The 14634-nt window shown below is 62.8% G+C and carries 16 protein-coding genes; 15 read left to right on the top strand and 1 reads right to left on the bottom strand.

Annotated features, from left to right (window positions below):
- Nucleotides 1–81 precede the first annotated feature (81 nt).
- The 3 genes from NL154_RS21945 to NL154_RS21935 are packed head-to-tail and all read left to right on the top strand — an operon-like array spanning nt 82 to nt 3366.
- On the top strand, nt 82–1869 hold the full coding sequence (locus NL154_RS21945) for an ABC transporter ATP-binding protein (protein ID WP_210629602.1): 1788 nt from the start codon (nt 82–84) through the stop codon (nt 1867–1869).
- Nucleotides 1870–1884: 15 nt separating this feature from the next.
- Nucleotides 1885–2709, top strand: a complete 825-nt coding sequence (dapB, locus tag NL154_RS21940; protein ID WP_434733344.1) for a 4-hydroxy-tetrahydrodipicolinate reductase — start codon at nt 1885–1887, stop codon at nt 2707–2709.
- 21 nt (nt 2710–2730) lie between these two features.
- The gene (locus NL154_RS21935; RefSeq protein WP_210629604.1) at nt 2731–3366 is read left to right on the top strand and encodes a 2,3-bisphosphoglycerate-dependent phosphoglycerate mutase; all 636 of its coding nucleotides are present in this window, start codon (nt 2731–2733) and stop codon (nt 3364–3366) included.
- A gap of 54 nt (nt 3367–3420) precedes the next feature.
- Here NL154_RS21935 and phnF read toward each other — a convergent pair whose 3' ends face one another.
- A complete protein-coding gene (gene phnF, locus NL154_RS21930; protein ID WP_210629605.1) occupies nt 3421–4158 on the bottom strand; it encodes a phosphonate metabolism transcriptional regulator PhnF in 738 nt (245 codons plus the stop codon).
- A 110-nt stretch (nt 4159–4268) separates the two neighbouring features.
- Between phnF and phnG the strand changes: the two genes are divergently transcribed.
- The 12 genes from phnG to NL154_RS21870 all read left to right on the top strand — a co-directional run bounded on the left by phnG (nt 4269) and on the right by NL154_RS21870 (nt 14623).
- Nucleotides 4269–4745, top strand: coding sequence for a phosphonate C-P lyase system protein PhnG (phnG, locus tag NL154_RS21925; RefSeq protein ID WP_210629606.1), 477 nt, complete (start codon nt 4269–4271; stop codon nt 4743–4745).
- The gene (gene phnH / locus NL154_RS21920) at nt 4745–5353 is read left to right on the top strand and encodes a phosphonate C-P lyase system protein PhnH (RefSeq protein WP_210629607.1); all 609 of its coding nucleotides are present in this window, start codon (nt 4745–4747) and stop codon (nt 5351–5353) included. Before phnG ends, phnH begins: the two co-directional genes overlap by 1 nt.
- Nucleotides 5354–5357: 4 nt before the next feature.
- Entirely contained in the window at nt 5358–6464 is a 1107-nt protein-coding gene (locus NL154_RS21915; protein ID WP_434733343.1) for a carbon-phosphorus lyase complex subunit PhnI, read from the top strand.
- The gene (locus NL154_RS21910) at nt 6461–7336 is read left to right on the top strand and encodes an alpha-D-ribose 1-methylphosphonate 5-phosphate C-P-lyase PhnJ (RefSeq protein WP_221147676.1); all 876 of its coding nucleotides are present in this window, start codon (nt 6461–6463) and stop codon (nt 7334–7336) included. The genes NL154_RS21915 and NL154_RS21910 overlap by 4 nt, the downstream gene beginning before the upstream one ends.
- Nucleotides 7333–8109 carry a phosphonate C-P lyase system protein PhnK gene (phnK, locus tag NL154_RS21905; RefSeq protein ID WP_434733342.1) on the top strand — a complete coding sequence of 259 codons (777 nt, stop codon included), beginning with the start codon at nt 7333–7335 and terminating at the stop codon, nt 8107–8109. The genes NL154_RS21910 and phnK overlap by 4 nt, the downstream gene beginning before the upstream one ends.
- A gap of 24 nt (nt 8110–8133) precedes the next feature.
- Nucleotides 8134–8841: a phosphonate C-P lyase system protein PhnL gene (gene phnL, locus NL154_RS21900; RefSeq protein ID WP_221124363.1), complete on the top strand. Its 708-nt coding sequence runs from the start codon at nt 8134–8136 to the stop codon at nt 8839–8841.
- Entirely contained in the window at nt 8838–9455 is a 618-nt protein-coding gene (locus NL154_RS21895) for a DapH/DapD/GlmU-related protein (RefSeq protein WP_221102985.1), read from the top strand. Before phnL ends, NL154_RS21895 begins: the two co-directional genes overlap by 4 nt.
- Before the next feature lie 118 nt (nt 9456–9573).
- Nucleotides 9574–10419, top strand: a complete 846-nt coding sequence (gene phnC, locus NL154_RS21890; protein ID WP_210629613.1) for a phosphonate ABC transporter ATP-binding protein — start codon at nt 9574–9576, stop codon at nt 10417–10419.
- Nucleotides 10420–10505: 86 nt separating this feature from the next.
- Entirely contained in the window at nt 10506–11411 is a 906-nt protein-coding gene (phnD, locus tag NL154_RS21885) for a phosphonate ABC transporter substrate-binding protein (RefSeq protein WP_210629614.1), read from the top strand.
- 64 nt (nt 11412–11475) lie between these two features.
- Nucleotides 11476–12435 (top strand): phosphonate ABC transporter, permease protein PhnE, encoded by a 960-nt coding sequence (gene phnE, locus NL154_RS21880; protein WP_434733341.1) that lies wholly within the window; start codon nt 11476–11478, stop codon nt 12433–12435.
- A 7-nt stretch (nt 12436–12442) separates the two neighbouring features.
- The gene (gene phnE / locus NL154_RS21875) at nt 12443–13786 is read left to right on the top strand and encodes a phosphonate ABC transporter, permease protein PhnE (RefSeq protein WP_434733340.1); all 1344 of its coding nucleotides are present in this window, start codon (nt 12443–12445) and stop codon (nt 13784–13786) included.
- A 141-nt stretch (nt 13787–13927) separates the two neighbouring features.
- Nucleotides 13928–14623, top strand: a complete 696-nt coding sequence (locus tag NL154_RS21870) for a DUF1045 domain-containing protein (protein WP_210629617.1) — start codon at nt 13928–13930, stop codon at nt 14621–14623.
- Nucleotides 14624–14634 lie beyond the last annotated feature (11 nt).

The following is a 14634-nucleotide window of genomic DNA, read 5'->3' as shown; positions in this document are numbered from 1 at the left end:
CCAGTCCCAACTCTTTATAGAGCCGGCCAAAGTGCGCGCCACATTCACGACGCGCTCAGTCTCGGACAGGAAGCTTGATATTTGGAAGCCGTGGAAAGCAGAAAGCAGAGCGTCAGCAGCGATACCGTCACCGGCATCCTGAAGCGCATCATCGCTGAAAACGGCCGCGACCATCTCTGGGGTTATGTCTTCGCTATCGTCTGCCTCGTGGTCGTGGCACTTTCGACGGCGTTCACCGCCTGGATCATGCGGGCGATCATCGACGAGGCCTTCGCCAACCGCCGCGCCGACGTCGTCTGGATCATCTGTCTTTCGATCTTCATTGCCTTCGTGCTGCGCGGCTTTGCCAGCTACGGCCAGGCGGTGGCGCTTTCCAAGGTCGGCAACAATATCGTCGCCCGCTATCAGCGCCGCCTCTATGCCCATCTGATGACGCTTTCAGTCGGCTTTTTCAGCGAGGCGCGCTCGGCTCATATCGCCGCGCAAGTCAGCCAGAACGTTAGCGGCATCCGTGACGTGCTCAACCTGACGATCACCTCGACGGTGCGCGACCTCCTGACATTCGTTTCGCTGATCGGCGTGATGGTCCTCCAGGACCCGCTGCTGAGCCTCGCCGTGTTCATCATGGCGCCGCCACTGCTCTATGCGCTGCGTTATGTTTCCAAACGTCTTCGCTCGGCAACCCGCGAGGCCGTGCATCTGAACAGCCACGTGCTGGGGGCCATGCAGGAGACGATCCAGGGTATTGCCATCGTCAAAGCCTTCACGATGGAAGAGGAGCTGGAGAACAAGGTCAACAAGCTCATCACCGCCGCCGAAAACCGGGCGAACCGGATTGCCCGGCTTTCCGAGCGCACCTCGCCGCTGACGGAGAGCTTCGCAGGCTTCGCCGTCGCCAGCGTGCTTGCCTATGCCGCCTATCGCTCGATCTATTACAATGTGGCCCCGGGCGCCTTCTTCTCCTTCGTGACGGCGCTGCTGCTTGCCTATGACCCGGCCCGCCGCCTTGCCCGCCTGCAGGTGCAGATGGAACGCGCCGTCGTCAATGCACGGATGATCTACGAATTGCTGGACATGGAGCCGCGCCAGCGCGACCTGCCGGATGCCCGGCCGCTGACGGTGACGCAGGCGCGCATCGAATTCCGCAATGTTTCCTTCGCCTACGGCAGTGAAAGCGTGCTGAACAGTGTCAGCTTCGTCGCCGAGGGCGGGACGACCACGGCGCTTGTCGGCCCCTCTGGAGCGGGCAAATCCACCGTCATCAGCCTCATTCCGCGCTTCTACGACCCTCGCGAAGGCGAGATCCTGATCGACGGGCAGGATATCGCCCACATCACCAAGAAGTCGCTGCGCCAGCAGCTCGCCTATGTCTCGCAGCAGCCCTACCTGTTCGAGGGCACGATCCGCGACAATATCCGCTACGGCCGGCCGGAAGCGACCGATGCCGAGGTGGAAGAGGCCGCCCGGCTTGCCTATGCGCATGACTTCATCTCAGCGCAGCCGCAGGGTTACGATACGCCTGTCGGCGAAAACGGCGTGACGCTTTCAGGCGGCCAGCGCCAGCGACTTTCCATCGCGCGCGCTTTGGTGCGCAATGCACCGATCCTGCTGCTCGACGAGGCGACCTCCGCCCTCGACACCGAATCCGAGGCCGCCGTGCAGAAGGCGCTCGACGAGGCGATGACCGGGCGCACCGTGGTGGTGATCGCCCATCGGCTATCGACCGTGGTGCGCGCCGACAAGATCGTCGTCATGCAGCAGGGCCGGGTCGTCGAGGAGGGCAATCATGAGACGCTTGCGAAGGTCAGCGACGGTCTTTACGCTCGCCTCAACAATCTGCAGAGGCCCTCGGCCTCGGATTCATACTAAGCTGGCGAGACTGACATGAGCGATGCTGCGATGGAACTGGTGGTGGTCGGCGCAGCGGGACGCATGGGGCAGACGCTGATCCGGCTCATTCATTCCATGGAAGGCGTGATGCTGCATGCCGCCGTCGAACGTGCCGGCTCGCCCTTCGTCGGCAAGGATGCCGGTGAAATTGCCGGGCTCGGCCCGACCGGCGTCATCATCGGCGACGATCCGCTCCAGGCTTTCCTGCATGCCGAAGGCGTGCTCGATTTCACCGCGCCTGCCGCCACGGTGGAGTTTTCCGGTCTCGCCGCTCAGGCCCGCATCGTCCATGTCATCGGCACGACAGGCTGCTCGACCGAGGACAACGCGAAGATCGCCGCCGCGGCACGCCATGCCCGCGTCGTCAAGTCTGGCAATATGAGCCTCGGCGTCAATCTGCTCAGCGTTCTGGCCGAGCAGGCGGCACGAGCGCTCGATCCGGCGGACTGGGACATCGAAATCCTGGAAATGCACCACAAGCACAAAGTCGATGCTCCTTCCGGCACCGCCCTTCTCTTCGGCGAAGCGGCAGCCAAGGGCCGCAGTATCGATCTTGCCTCGAAATCGGTGAGGGTCCGCGACGGCCACACCGGCGCGCGCGAAGTCGGCACGATCGGTTTTGCGACGCTGCGCGGCGGCTCGGTCATCGGCGAGCATTCCGTGCTTTTTGCCGGAGAAGGCGAAATCGTCACCCTGTCGCACAGCGCGGCAGACCGCTCGATCTTCGCGCGCGGCGCGATCAAGGCGGCGCTCTGGGCGCGCGACAAGAAGCCAGGTTTCTATTCCATGCTCGACGTGCTCGGGCTTTCTTCCCAATAACGACATCTCGGAGGCATATTCATGAGCGGTACCCTCGTCCTCGTTCGCCACGGCCAGAGTGACTGGAACCTGAAGAATCTCTTCACCGGCTGGAAGGACCCGGATCTGACGGAGCTCGGCATCCAGGAAGCCAACGCCGGCGGCGCCGCACTTGCCGAATACGGGATCAAATTCGACGTCGCCTATACCTCGGCGCTGGTGCGCGCGCAGCACACGCTGAAGCTCATCCTCGACAAGGTCGGCCAGCCCGACCTCGAGACGATCCGCGACCAGGCGCTGAACGAGCGCGACTACGGCGATCTCTCCGGTCTCAACAAGGATGACGCGCGTGCCAAATGGGGCGAGGAACAGGTTCATATCTGGCGCCGTTCCTATGACGTGCCGCCGCCGGGCGGCGAGAGCCTGCGCGACACCGGCGCCCGTGTCTGGCCTTACTACCTCACGGAAATCCTGCCGCGCGTGCTGCGCGGCGAAAAGGTGCTGGTCGCCGCCCACGGCAATTCGCTGCGCTCGCTGGTCATGGTGCTCGACAAGCTGACCAAAGAAGGCGTGCTCGCCCTCAATCTCGCGACCGGCGTTCCAATGGTCTACAAGCTGAAGGCGGATTCAACCGTGGCTTCAAAGGAAGTTCTGGGCGATATGTCCGGCGCACACTAATTCGGTGAGGCGTGCCGCCGGAAGCGGTCGGCACGCCTGCCTCAACTATTGGCCTCAGTTCTCGATCGTGAACTGCACCCGGTCGGCGGCGAAACGGCTGATCGAATATTGCACCGGCACGCCGTCGAGATCGGTGTTCATTGCCTTGGCGATCAGCAGGATCGCGCCGGGGGTGAGTTCCAGGTCGGCAAGGTCGGCTGTCCCGGCATGGGCAGCCGTCACCTCGGTTGTCGCGCGGACATAATCCGCCACGCCAAGCTCGGCGAAAGCCTTGGTGATCGATTCATGCTTGCGGTAGGCCTCGCCGATCCCGGCGAAACGGCCGGCGGGAAACCAGCTGGTCGCTTTTGAAACCGGCCGCCTGTCGGCATGGCGCAATGTTTCCAGCCGGATCACTTGCTCGCCCTGTTTGACACCCAACCAGCGGGCAACCTCGGCGCTCGCCTCCTCCTGCGCCTCATCGAGCAGAAGACCACGCGTCTCGCGCGCCTGATCGCCGATGCCGGCAGTGAAGCGCGTGCGCCGGGTGATCGGGAAGTTCAGCCGCTGCTTGCGCTCGATCAGCGTGCCGCGGCCTTGCACCGCGCGCACGATCCCCTCCTGCGCCAGCGCCGCCAGCGCACTGCGCACCGTATGCCTGTTAACGCCGAATTGCAGCGCCAGCACCGTTTCCGGCGGCACCATTCCCGTTTCGTCATAGGCTCCGTTGCCGATCGCCTCGCGAATTCGATCGGCGATCTGACGCCAGAGCGCCACACCTGTCTGCCTCTGCACCTGCTTTAGTCCTGCCATTCTGCCCCTGCCTTGCCCCACGATGTCACACGCTTGTCACGACACCGATTTAAGGCTAGGTATAACTTGTATGGTTGTCTATATCAATAGACATTTCGAGGAAAGCAGTGATGATATCAGCGGACAAGGAAGACGCCGCGTCGCAAACGGTCTCGGAGCGCAAACGCGCCGCCGATCTGTTGGCGCGAGCGGAACGGAGCGAACTCCAGGCAGTCTGGGACGCATTGCCGCAAAAGCCCGTGGCTTATCCGGTGCGCGGACCGGAGACCGGACTTGTAATGGTGCGCGGCCGCATCGGCGGCGGCGGAGCTCCTTTCAATCTCGGCGAGGTGACGATGACACGCGCGACGGTGCGGCTCGAGTCCGGTTCCATCGGTCATGCGCAGGCGCTCGGCACCGACCGGGAGAAGGCCCGTCTTGCGGCGATCTTCGACGCGCTCTGGCAGGAGGAGACGAGCAAGAATTTTGTCGAACAGGCACTGCTTTTGCCGATTGCCGCGCGCATCGCCGCCACTGAGCGCCGCAAGGCGGATGAGACGGCGGCAACCCGCGTCGATTTCTTCACCATGGTGCGGGGAGACAACTGATGGGTCTTGCGACAGAAGCTTTGATCGGCGGTTTTGCCGACCCGGTTTTCCATGCACAGAGCGTCTTCAAGATGCTGATGGACGGCATGGCCCGTCCCGGCGCCATTCAGACCATTGAGCCCGATATCGCTCCGCCGGCGCCGCTCGGCATTGCCGCCGGCGCGATCGCGCTCACGCTTTGCGACCACGACACGCCGGTCTGGCTTACCACGGGACTGGCGAAATCCGCCATGCCGGAGTGGCTCGGCTTCCACACTGGCGCGCCGCTGACCGCCGAGAAGGCCGATGCGCGTTTTGCCTTCATTGAGGCGGGCATTACGCTTTGCTCCTTCGGCCTGTTTGCATCAGGCACACAGGAATATCCCGACCGTTCGACGACTGTTGTCATCGAACTTCCCGAACTCGACGGCGGACGCAGGCTGGCGCTGATGGGTCCGGGCATCAAGAGTGTCGTGGAGATCGGGCCGGCCAGCCTGCCGGAGACCTTCCTCAGACTCTGGAGCGAGAACCGGGCGCTCTTCCCGCGCGGCGTCGACATCGTGTTGACCTCAGGCAGACACTTCGTCTGCCTGCCGCGCACCACCAAGATCACAGCAACGGAGATCTGAGCTCATGTATGTTGCCGTCAAAGGTGGCGAGGCCGCCATCGCCAATGCCCATCGGCTGCTTGCCGACCGCCGCCGCGGCGACCGTTCGTTGCCGGCGATCGGCATTGAGCAGATCGTCGAACAACTCGCCCTCGCCGTCGACCGCGTCATGGCGGAGGCCTCGCTTTTCGACCGCACGCTCGCCGCCCTCGCCGTGCGCCAGTCGCGCGGCGACATGATCGAGGCGATCTTCCTGCTGCGCGCCTATCGCACGACGTTGCCGCGCTTCGGCTATTCCAAGCCGCTCGAGACGGCTAATATGACGATCGAACGGCGCATCTCGGCGACTTACAAGGATCTGCCGGGCGGCCAGCTGCTTGGGCCTACTTTCGACTATACTCATCGCCTTCTCGATCCGTCGCTGCTTCAGGACGAACTGGTCGTGGCGCCGGCCCGGCGCCCGGCCGAGGCCGGCCGCGTCATGCGCGTCTCGGAAATCCTCGGCGAAGAGGGCCTGATCGAGGCCGACGGCGACATGCCCGAAGATCACGAGATCGGAGACCTGACCCGCGAGCCGATGGAATTTCCGATGACCCGCGACCTGCGCCTGCAGGCGCTTTCCCGCGGCGACGAGGGCTTCCTGCTAGCGCTCGGTTATTCCACTCAGCGTGGCTATGGCCGAAACCACCCCTTCACCGGCGAGATCCGCATCGGCGAAGCCGAGGTGGAATTCGACGTGCCGGAGCTCGGTTTCGCCGTCTCGCTTGGCACGATCCAGATCACTGAATGCCAGATGGTCAACCAGTTCAAGGGCTCGGCCAAGGCGCCGCCGCAGTTTACCCGCGGTTACGGCCTGGTCTTCGGACAGAGCGAGCGCAAGGCAATGGCGATGTCGCTGGTCGATCGCGCGCTTCGCGCCGAAGAGCTCGGCGAGGATATCACCGTGCCGGCACAGGACGAGGAATTCGTCATTTCGCACTCCGACAATGTCCAGGCGACCGGCTTCGTCGAGCACCTGAAGCTGCCGCATTATGTGGACTTCCAGGCGGAACTCGATCTCGTCCGCCGCATGCGCCGCGAATTCGAAGCCGCCCGCAATGCCGGCGAAGACATGAAGGAAGCCGCCGAATGAGCGATCTCGCCAGCTACAACTTCGCCTATCTCGACGAGCAGACCAAGCGGATGATCCGCCGCGCCATCCTGAAGGCGATCGCTATTCCGGGCTACCAAGTGCCCTTCGCCAGCAGAGAAATGCCGATGCCTTACGGCTGGGGCACCGGCGGCGTGCAGGTGACGGCCTCGATCATCGGGCCTGATGACGTGCTGAAGGTGATCGACCAGGGCGCCGACGACACGACCAATGCCGTTTCGATCCGTGCCTTCTTCCAGAAGGTCGCCAATGTCGCGGTGACGACGCGCACCAGCGAAGCGACGATCATCCAGACGCGCCACCGCATCCCGGAAGAGAAGCTCGGGCCTGGCCAAGTGCTCGTCTACCAGGTGCCGATCCCCGAGCCGCTGCGCTTCCTCGAACCGCGCGAGACCGAGACGCGCAAGATGCATGCGCTGGAAGAATACGGCCTTATGCATGTGAAACTCTACGAGGATATCGCACGCAACGGCCGCATCGCCACCACCTATGCCTATCCGGTCAAGGTACATGGGCGTTATGTCATGGATCCCTCGCCGACGCCGAAATTCGATAATCCCAAGATGCACAGGTCGGAAGCGCTGCAGCTTTTCGGCGCCGGTCGCGAAAAGCGCATCTATGCCGTGCCGCCCTATACCGATGTCGTCAGCCTGGATTTTGAGGACCATCCCTTCGAGATCCAGCGCTTCGACAGGCCTTGCGCGCTCTGCGGCGCTGAGGAGGTCTACCTCGATGAGGTCATCCTCGATGACAAGGGCGGGCGCATGTTCGTCTGCTCCGATACCGACCATTGCGAAGATCGCCGGGCCCAAGGGCATGCCGGCGAAATGCTGGCCCGGGGGGCTGCAGAATGACCAATATCCCGCTTCTCAAGGTCAACGACCTCTCGAAGTTCTACGGCAAGCGCATCGGCTGCCGGAACGTCTCCTTCGAGCTCTGGCCCGGCGAGGTTCTCGCCATCGTCGGCGAATCCGGTTCGGGCAAGACGACGCTGCTCAATTGCATCTCCACCCGGCTGATGCCGACGACCGGCAGCGTCGAGTACCACATGCGCGACGGCGGCTACCGCGACCTCTACCACATGAACGAGGCCGAACGCCGCTTCCTGATGCGCACCGACTGGGGCTTCGTGCACCAGAACCCGGCCGACGGGCTACGCATGAGCGTCTCTGCCGGCGCCAATGTCGGTGAACGGCTGATGGCGATCGGCGACCGGCACTATGGCAAGATCCGCTCCACCGCCATCGACTGGCTCGAACGCGTCGAGATCGATGCCGATCGCATCGACGATCAGCCGCGCGCCTTTTCCGGCGGCATGCGCCAGCGCCTGCAGATCGCCCGCAACCTCGTCACCGGCCCGCGTCTGGTCTTCATGGACGAGCCGACCGGCGGCCTCGATGTTTCGGTGCAGGCGCGCCTGCTCGATCTGGTGCGAGGCCTCGTCAACGATCTTGGCCTCTCGGCCATCATCGTCACCCACGATCTCGCCGTCGCCCGCCTGCTCTCGCACCGCATGATGGTGATGAAGGACGGCTACGTCATCGAACAGGGCCTCACCGACCGCGTGCTCGACGATCCAAGAGAGCCTTACACGCAGCTGCTCGTCTCCTCGATCCTGCAGGTCTGAGCTAGAAACCAGGAAAACCATATCATGCCAACGCCCCTCGTCGTTTCCGAAGTCTCGAAGAGCTTCACCATGCACCTGCGCGACGGCATCAGGCTGCCCGTCGTCTCCGACGTCGCCTTCTCCGTGTCGTCAGGCGAATGCGTCGTTCTCGGCGGCCCCTCAGGCATCGGCAAGAGCTCGCTGCTCAAGATGATCTACGGCAATTATGCCGTCGACACCGGCCAGATCCTCGTCCGCCACGACGGGCGGATCGTCGACCTCGCCGCCGCCGATCCGCGCACCGTGCTCAATGTTCGCCGCGATACGCTCGGCTATGTCAGCCAATTCCTGCGCACCGTACCGCGCGTGGCGGCAATCGACGTGGTGGCCGAGCCGCTCGTGGCGCGCGGCGAAGAAATCGTCGTTGCACGCGAAAAGGCAGGCGCCCTGCTTGCCAGGCTCAACCTGCCGGAGGCGCTTTGGCAACTTCCGCCCGCCACCTTTTCCGGCGGCGAGCAGCAGCGCGTCAACATCGCCCGCGGCTTCATCACCGAGCATACGATCCTGCTACTCGATGAACCCACAGCCTCGCTGGATGCGAAAAACCGCGCCGTCGTCGTCGGCATGATCGCAGAGAAGAAGAAGGCGGGCGTCGCCCTTCTCGGCATCTTCCATGACGAGGAAGTGCGCGAGGCCGTCGCCGACCGCATCCTCGACGTCCAGCAGTTCTCGCCGAGGAAGATTGCCGCATGAGCCGCAAGCTTGGTATCGAGCCCGCCATCCACGAAACGGCCGAGGTCAGCGATTCCACCTTCGGGCGCTATACGGAGGTCTCCGAACGCTGCCGCATCAGCGAGGCGACCTTCGGCGACTATTCCTACATCATGCAGGACGGCGCCGTCTGGTGCGCAACGATCGGCAAGTTCGTCAATATCGCCGCCGCCGTGCGCATCAACGCCACCAACCACCCGACCTGGCGCGCGACTCTGCATCATTTCACCTATCGCGCCGCCAATTACTGGCCGGACGCCGATATGGAGACGGATTTCTTCGCCTGGCGGCGCTCGAACCGGGTGACGATCGGCCACGACGTCTGGATCGGCCATGGCGCGACCATCCTGCCCGGCGTCAACGTCGGCAATGGCGCCGTCATCGGGGCCGGCGCGGTCGTATCGAAGGACGTTGCATCATACACGATCGTCGGCGGTGTGCCGGCGAAGCTGATCCGCGAACGTTTCCCGAAAGAGATCGGCGAACGCATGGACAGGCTTTCCTGGTGGGATTGGCAACACGACCGGTTGCGCCTGGCCTTGCAGGATTTCCGCAACCTTAGCGCGGAAGATTTTCTGGCCCGCTACGAATGCTAGACGCCACCGCCGAGACACGGAGATTTGTGACACCTCTTACACAAATATGACATTGGAGGTTCATGAAGCGGGACTAATGCGATGCTGACCAAGGCCTGGAGTGCAAGGGAAGAGCATGATGTTCGAGCTGAAGGATGTCACCCGCCGTTTCGGAAACAAGCTCGCCGTCGATGCCGTGACGCTCACCGTTGCCCAGGGCCAGATGGTTGGCATCATCGGCCGCTCCGGCGCCGGCAAGTCGACGCTGCTGCGCATGATCAATCGGCTGCAGGAACCGAGCTCCGGCTCCATTCATTTCGCCGGCGTCGAGGTCTCCGGGCTTCGCGGTCAGGCATTGCGCAACTGGCAGCGCGACTGTGCGATGATCTTTCAGCAGTTCAACCTGGTGCCGCGCCTCGATGTTCTCACAAATGTCATGCTCGGCCGCCTCAATCACCGCTCGACGCTTCTGAGCCTTCTCAACATCTTCACCCGGGAAGAACGCGTTCATGCGATCGCCGCACTGGAGCGCCTCGGCATCGAGCAGACGGCGCTGCAGCCGGCCGGCACGCTTTCCGGCGGCCAGCAGCAGCGCGTGGCGATCGCCCGGGCGCTGATGCAGAACCCGAGGATGGTACTCGCCGACGAGCCTATCGCCTCGCTCGACCCGCTGAACGCCAAGATCGTCATGGATGCGCTGCGCGACATCAACGAGCGCGAGGGCATCACCGTCATCACAAATCTGCATACGCTCGACACTGCCCGCAACTATTGTGAGCGCATCGTCGGCATGGCCGGCGGCCGCGTCGTCTTTGACGGCAAGCCCTCGGAGCTGACGGCCGAAGCCGTGAAGGCAATCTACGGAACGGACAAGGATGGCGCCGGCATCGACGAAACCATGACGTCGACATCCATCAATATCGCTGCCGAGCGGGCAGACAATCCATCCGCCGGCGCCCAACCGCTGGCATTGGCCGGTCTCTGAGCGGGACGGCCGCGATCGAACGCCCGCGTCAAGGGCACATTCTTCGTAACGGGAAGGCCGGAACACCGGTCGATAGGAGAGAACGCATGTTGAAGAAAGCACTCTTTGCGGCAACGGCGCTGTTCGCGCTCGCCGGCGCCGCCAATGCCGCAGACCTCAAGGAATTCCGCATCGGCATCCTTGGCGGCGAAAACGAAACCGATCGCCTGCGCAATTATGCCTGCCTTGCGGACCATCTGAAGCAGGAGTTCGGCTTCGAGAAGGTCTCGCTCTTCCCGGCCGCCGATTATGACGGCGTTATCCAGGGTCTGCTCGGCGGCACGCTCGACTTCGCCGAACTCGGCGCTTCCGGCTACGCCTCCGTCTACCTCAAGGATTCGAAGGCCGTTACGCCGATCCTGACGACGCAGCAGAAAGATGGTTCGACGGGTTATTACTCGATCGGCCTTGCACTGAAGTCCTCCGGTATCAAGACCATCAAGGACGCCAAAGGCAAGAAGCTCGGCTACGCCGATCCGGACTCCACCTCCGGTTACCTCGTTCCGCTGACGCAGATCCCGAAGGACACCGGCATGCCGAATGACAAGTTCTTTGCCTCGACCCAGTTCAACGGCGGGCATGAAAACAACCTGCTTGCCGCCTATGACGGCAAGGTCGACGTCGCAGTCGATGACTCGTCGGGCATCGGCGATTTCAAGGACGGCTACACCTCCGGCACCTTCCGCAAGGAAGTCGACAAGGGCGCCGTGGACCCGAACAAGCTCGTTGAAGTCTGGCGTTCGCCGCTGATCCCGAACGGCCCGCTCGTCGTGCGCAACGCCCTCGGCCAAGAGTGGCAGACGAAGCTCGCAGCCTTCTTCACGGCCCTGCCGGAAAAGGATCACAAGTGCTTCTCGGCTGTCGAAGGCGGCGACTACAAGGGCTATGCCCCGGTCAAGCACGACTTCTACAATGCTGTCGTCGAGGTTCGCAAGGCGGCCATCGGCGGCTGATCGCCTTTCCAATGCGGGGCGGCCGGCAACGGCCGCCCTTTGTTTGTTACCGCGCGGAGCGTCCATGACCATTGCCGAAACACAGCCGCACGTGCAGAGCACGCAGGAGATCGCCACCGCCTGGGATCGGATGGTCGCGAAGCGCCGCTTTTATACCGTGCTTGGCTTGGTCATCCTCGTTGCGGCATTCGTCAGCTCCGTCCGGTTCGCCGATGAGAGCAATGCCGGCCATTTCTTCGAGCGTCTGCCGCATCTTTTCGACTTCCTGAGCTGGCTCATTCCCAAGGATTGGAACGATGTCCGGCGCGCGCTGTTCGACATAGCCAGCGTCAACGACAGAGGCGGCGAGGAATTCAACTTCGACAAGGGCCGCGTCTACGTCTGGGGTGCCTTCTACATTCCGGAATATTTCGAGCTGATGATCGTCACGATCAACGTAGCGCTCATCTCGACCATCATCGCCTTCATCTTTGCGGTTCCCTTGAGCTTCTTTGCCGCGCGCAATCTCACGAATTCATGGCCGCTGCGCATCGTCACCAAGCGGCTGATGGAGTTCCTGCGCGCTTTCCCCGAGATTGTCATTGCCGGCCTGTTTTCGGCGATCCTGTCGATCGGGCCGGTCGCCGCCATCATAGCCATCACCCTGCACACGATCGGCGCGCTCGGCAAACTCTTCTACGAAGTCGCCGAAAACATCGACATGAAGCCGCATGAGGGGATGAAGGCCGTCGGCGCCAACTGGTGGGAGCGCGTGCGCTTCGCCGCCCTGCCACAGGTGCTGCCGAATTTCACCTCCTATGCGCTCTTACGCCTGGAGATCAACGTGCGCGCCTCGACCATCATCGGGGCCGTCGGCGGCGGCGGCATCGGCGAGGAGCTGAAGCTTTCGATCTCGCGCGGCTTCGGCGCCAAGACGATGGCGCTCGTTCTGCTGCTCTTCGTGACGATCGTCGCCGTCGACCAGTTCTCCGCATGGCTGCGTCGCCGTCTCGTCGGCGAGCACGCTTTCCTTCTGCAACATTGAGGCCGCCATGACGGTGATTGACGCAAACCGCATGCATGAGATCGAAGCGCGCTATCCGGAATATTTCCACCGATCGTTCCGCCAGCGTTTCGGCGGGCTGATGATCCTCATTGCGACGCTGCTCTACGGGCTCTATGCCGTCTGGTTCTTCGACCTGCCCAAGCTCTTCGCCGAGGCCCATTGGGAACGCGTCGGCATCTATCTCAGCCAATGGGTGAGCTACGATGTCCAGCCGGACCTCCGCATCCAGGACGACGGCTCGATCGAGGTGCGTTATCCCCGCTTCTCACCGCTCGGCGATCATCCGCACCCGGACTGGGTGTTCAACAATCCCGACGGCAGCATCACCGTTTCCATCAGCGGCATCAGCCGCAGCGTCACCGTCTCAAAGAGCGAAACGATCGTGACCGCGCACGGCGTCAGCGTCCCCGTCGACGTATCGAGCGGCGCGCCTGAGGTGGTCGGGCCGGTGCCGAGCTGGATGACTGTTTATGACGACAACGTGCTTGCGGATCTCGGCTTTGCCGGCGACGTCAGCATTTCCGTCGATCGCGTGAAGGTCCGCAAACGCTTCCTCGGCTGGGCGAATTTCATCTTCGACACGCAATCCTCCTTCTTCGACAAACCGGTCGGCGAAGTCATCGGCCTCGTTGTTTCCGGCCCGCGCATCAAGCCCGACCAAACCAACCTATCGCTCGCCTTCGAGGATATCTGGAACAACAGCGAATGGCAGCATGGCGACGTCTGGACCAAGCTTTTCCAGACGATCGTCATGGCCTTTCTCGGAACGCTGCTCGGCGCGCTTGCCGCCTTCCCCCTCGCCTTCCTGGCAGCGCGCAACATCACGCCGAACCGCCTCCTGAACCAGATCCTGAAACGCTTCTTCGATTTCCTGCGCTCGGTCGACATGCTGATCTGGGCGCTGTTCCTGACGCGCGCCTTCGGCCCCGGGCCGCTCGCCGGCAGCGGCGCGATCTTCCTCACCGAGACCGGCACGCTCGGCAAGCTTTATTCCGAGGGGCTCGAGAATATCGACAACAAGCCGCGGGAAGGCATCAAATCAACCGGCGCCCGAACGGTGCTCGTCCATCGTTACGGCATCATGCCGCAGATCGTTCCGGTCATCGTCAGCCAGACGCTCTACCAGTGGGAATCGAACGTGCGCGGCGCGACCATCATCGGCGCCGTAGGCGCGGGCGGCATCGGCCTCAAACTCTGGGAGGCGATGCGCACCAACGCCAACTGGGAAAACGTCGCCTATATGGTCATTCTGATCTTGATCGTCGTCTTCCTGTTTGACGCCGCCTCGAACGTCCTGCGCCACCGGCTGATGGGCACGAAGACGCACTGACCGGTCGACGAGGGGCGACGGCGACGCTGCCGCCATCATCATTCTGTCACGGAAATCTTTTAGCCGGGAGCCTGCTTGCGGTTCGCCGCCAAATCACTGCACATTGCGCTCCCCGTTTCGACGATCCCCAGGATAAAAGCCTTGCGCTACGCTCTCTATTTCTCGCCGCCGAAGGATGATCCCCTGACCGGCGCGGCTTCGCTCTGGCTCGGCCGCGATGCTTTCACCGGCAAAACCTATCCTGCACCCGAACATGAGACACTCAGTGCGGCAGAGCAGTTCGAGCTGACCGCCGACCCACGCCGCTACGGCTTTCACGCGACGATCAAGGCGCCGTTTTCGCTTGCCGCTTCCGTCACCGAACGGGATCTCATCACCTTTGCCGAGGATTTCGCGGCGCGCACCCCGGCCTTCAAGATTCCTGAACTCGTGCTCGGCCAGCTTGGCCGTTTTTTTGCACTGGTTCCCGGTTCTCTTTACCAACCTCTTCAGGATTTCGCCGGAAAGGTGGTAAAATCCTTCGAACCGTTCCGCGCTACGCTTTCCGAGACTGATATCGCGCGACGCAACCCGGAGAAGCTCAGCGACAGCCAGCGCGCCAATCTGCAACGCTGGGGCTATCCTTACGTCATGGAGGATTTCGGGTTCCACATGACTCTGAGCGGCCAGGTGCCGGAGACACGCGCGGAGGTGATGAAAACGGTCCTGGCGGAGCGTTTTGCCGGTTTTACCGGCCGGCCGCTTTCGATTTCCGGCCTCGCCGTCTTCATCGAGGAGACGCGCGGCGCCCCGTTCAAAGTTCATTCCTGGCTGCCGCTTTCCGGCGCCAAAAGCTGAAAGACCTGACG

The organism is Rhizobium sp. YTUHZ044, assembly GCF_051123975.1.
GTDB lineage: Bacteria > Pseudomonadota > Alphaproteobacteria > Rhizobiales > Rhizobiaceae > Rhizobium.
The sequence above is the reverse complement of the archived record's forward strand: the minus strand, read 5'-3'. Positions and strand labels throughout refer to the sequence as shown.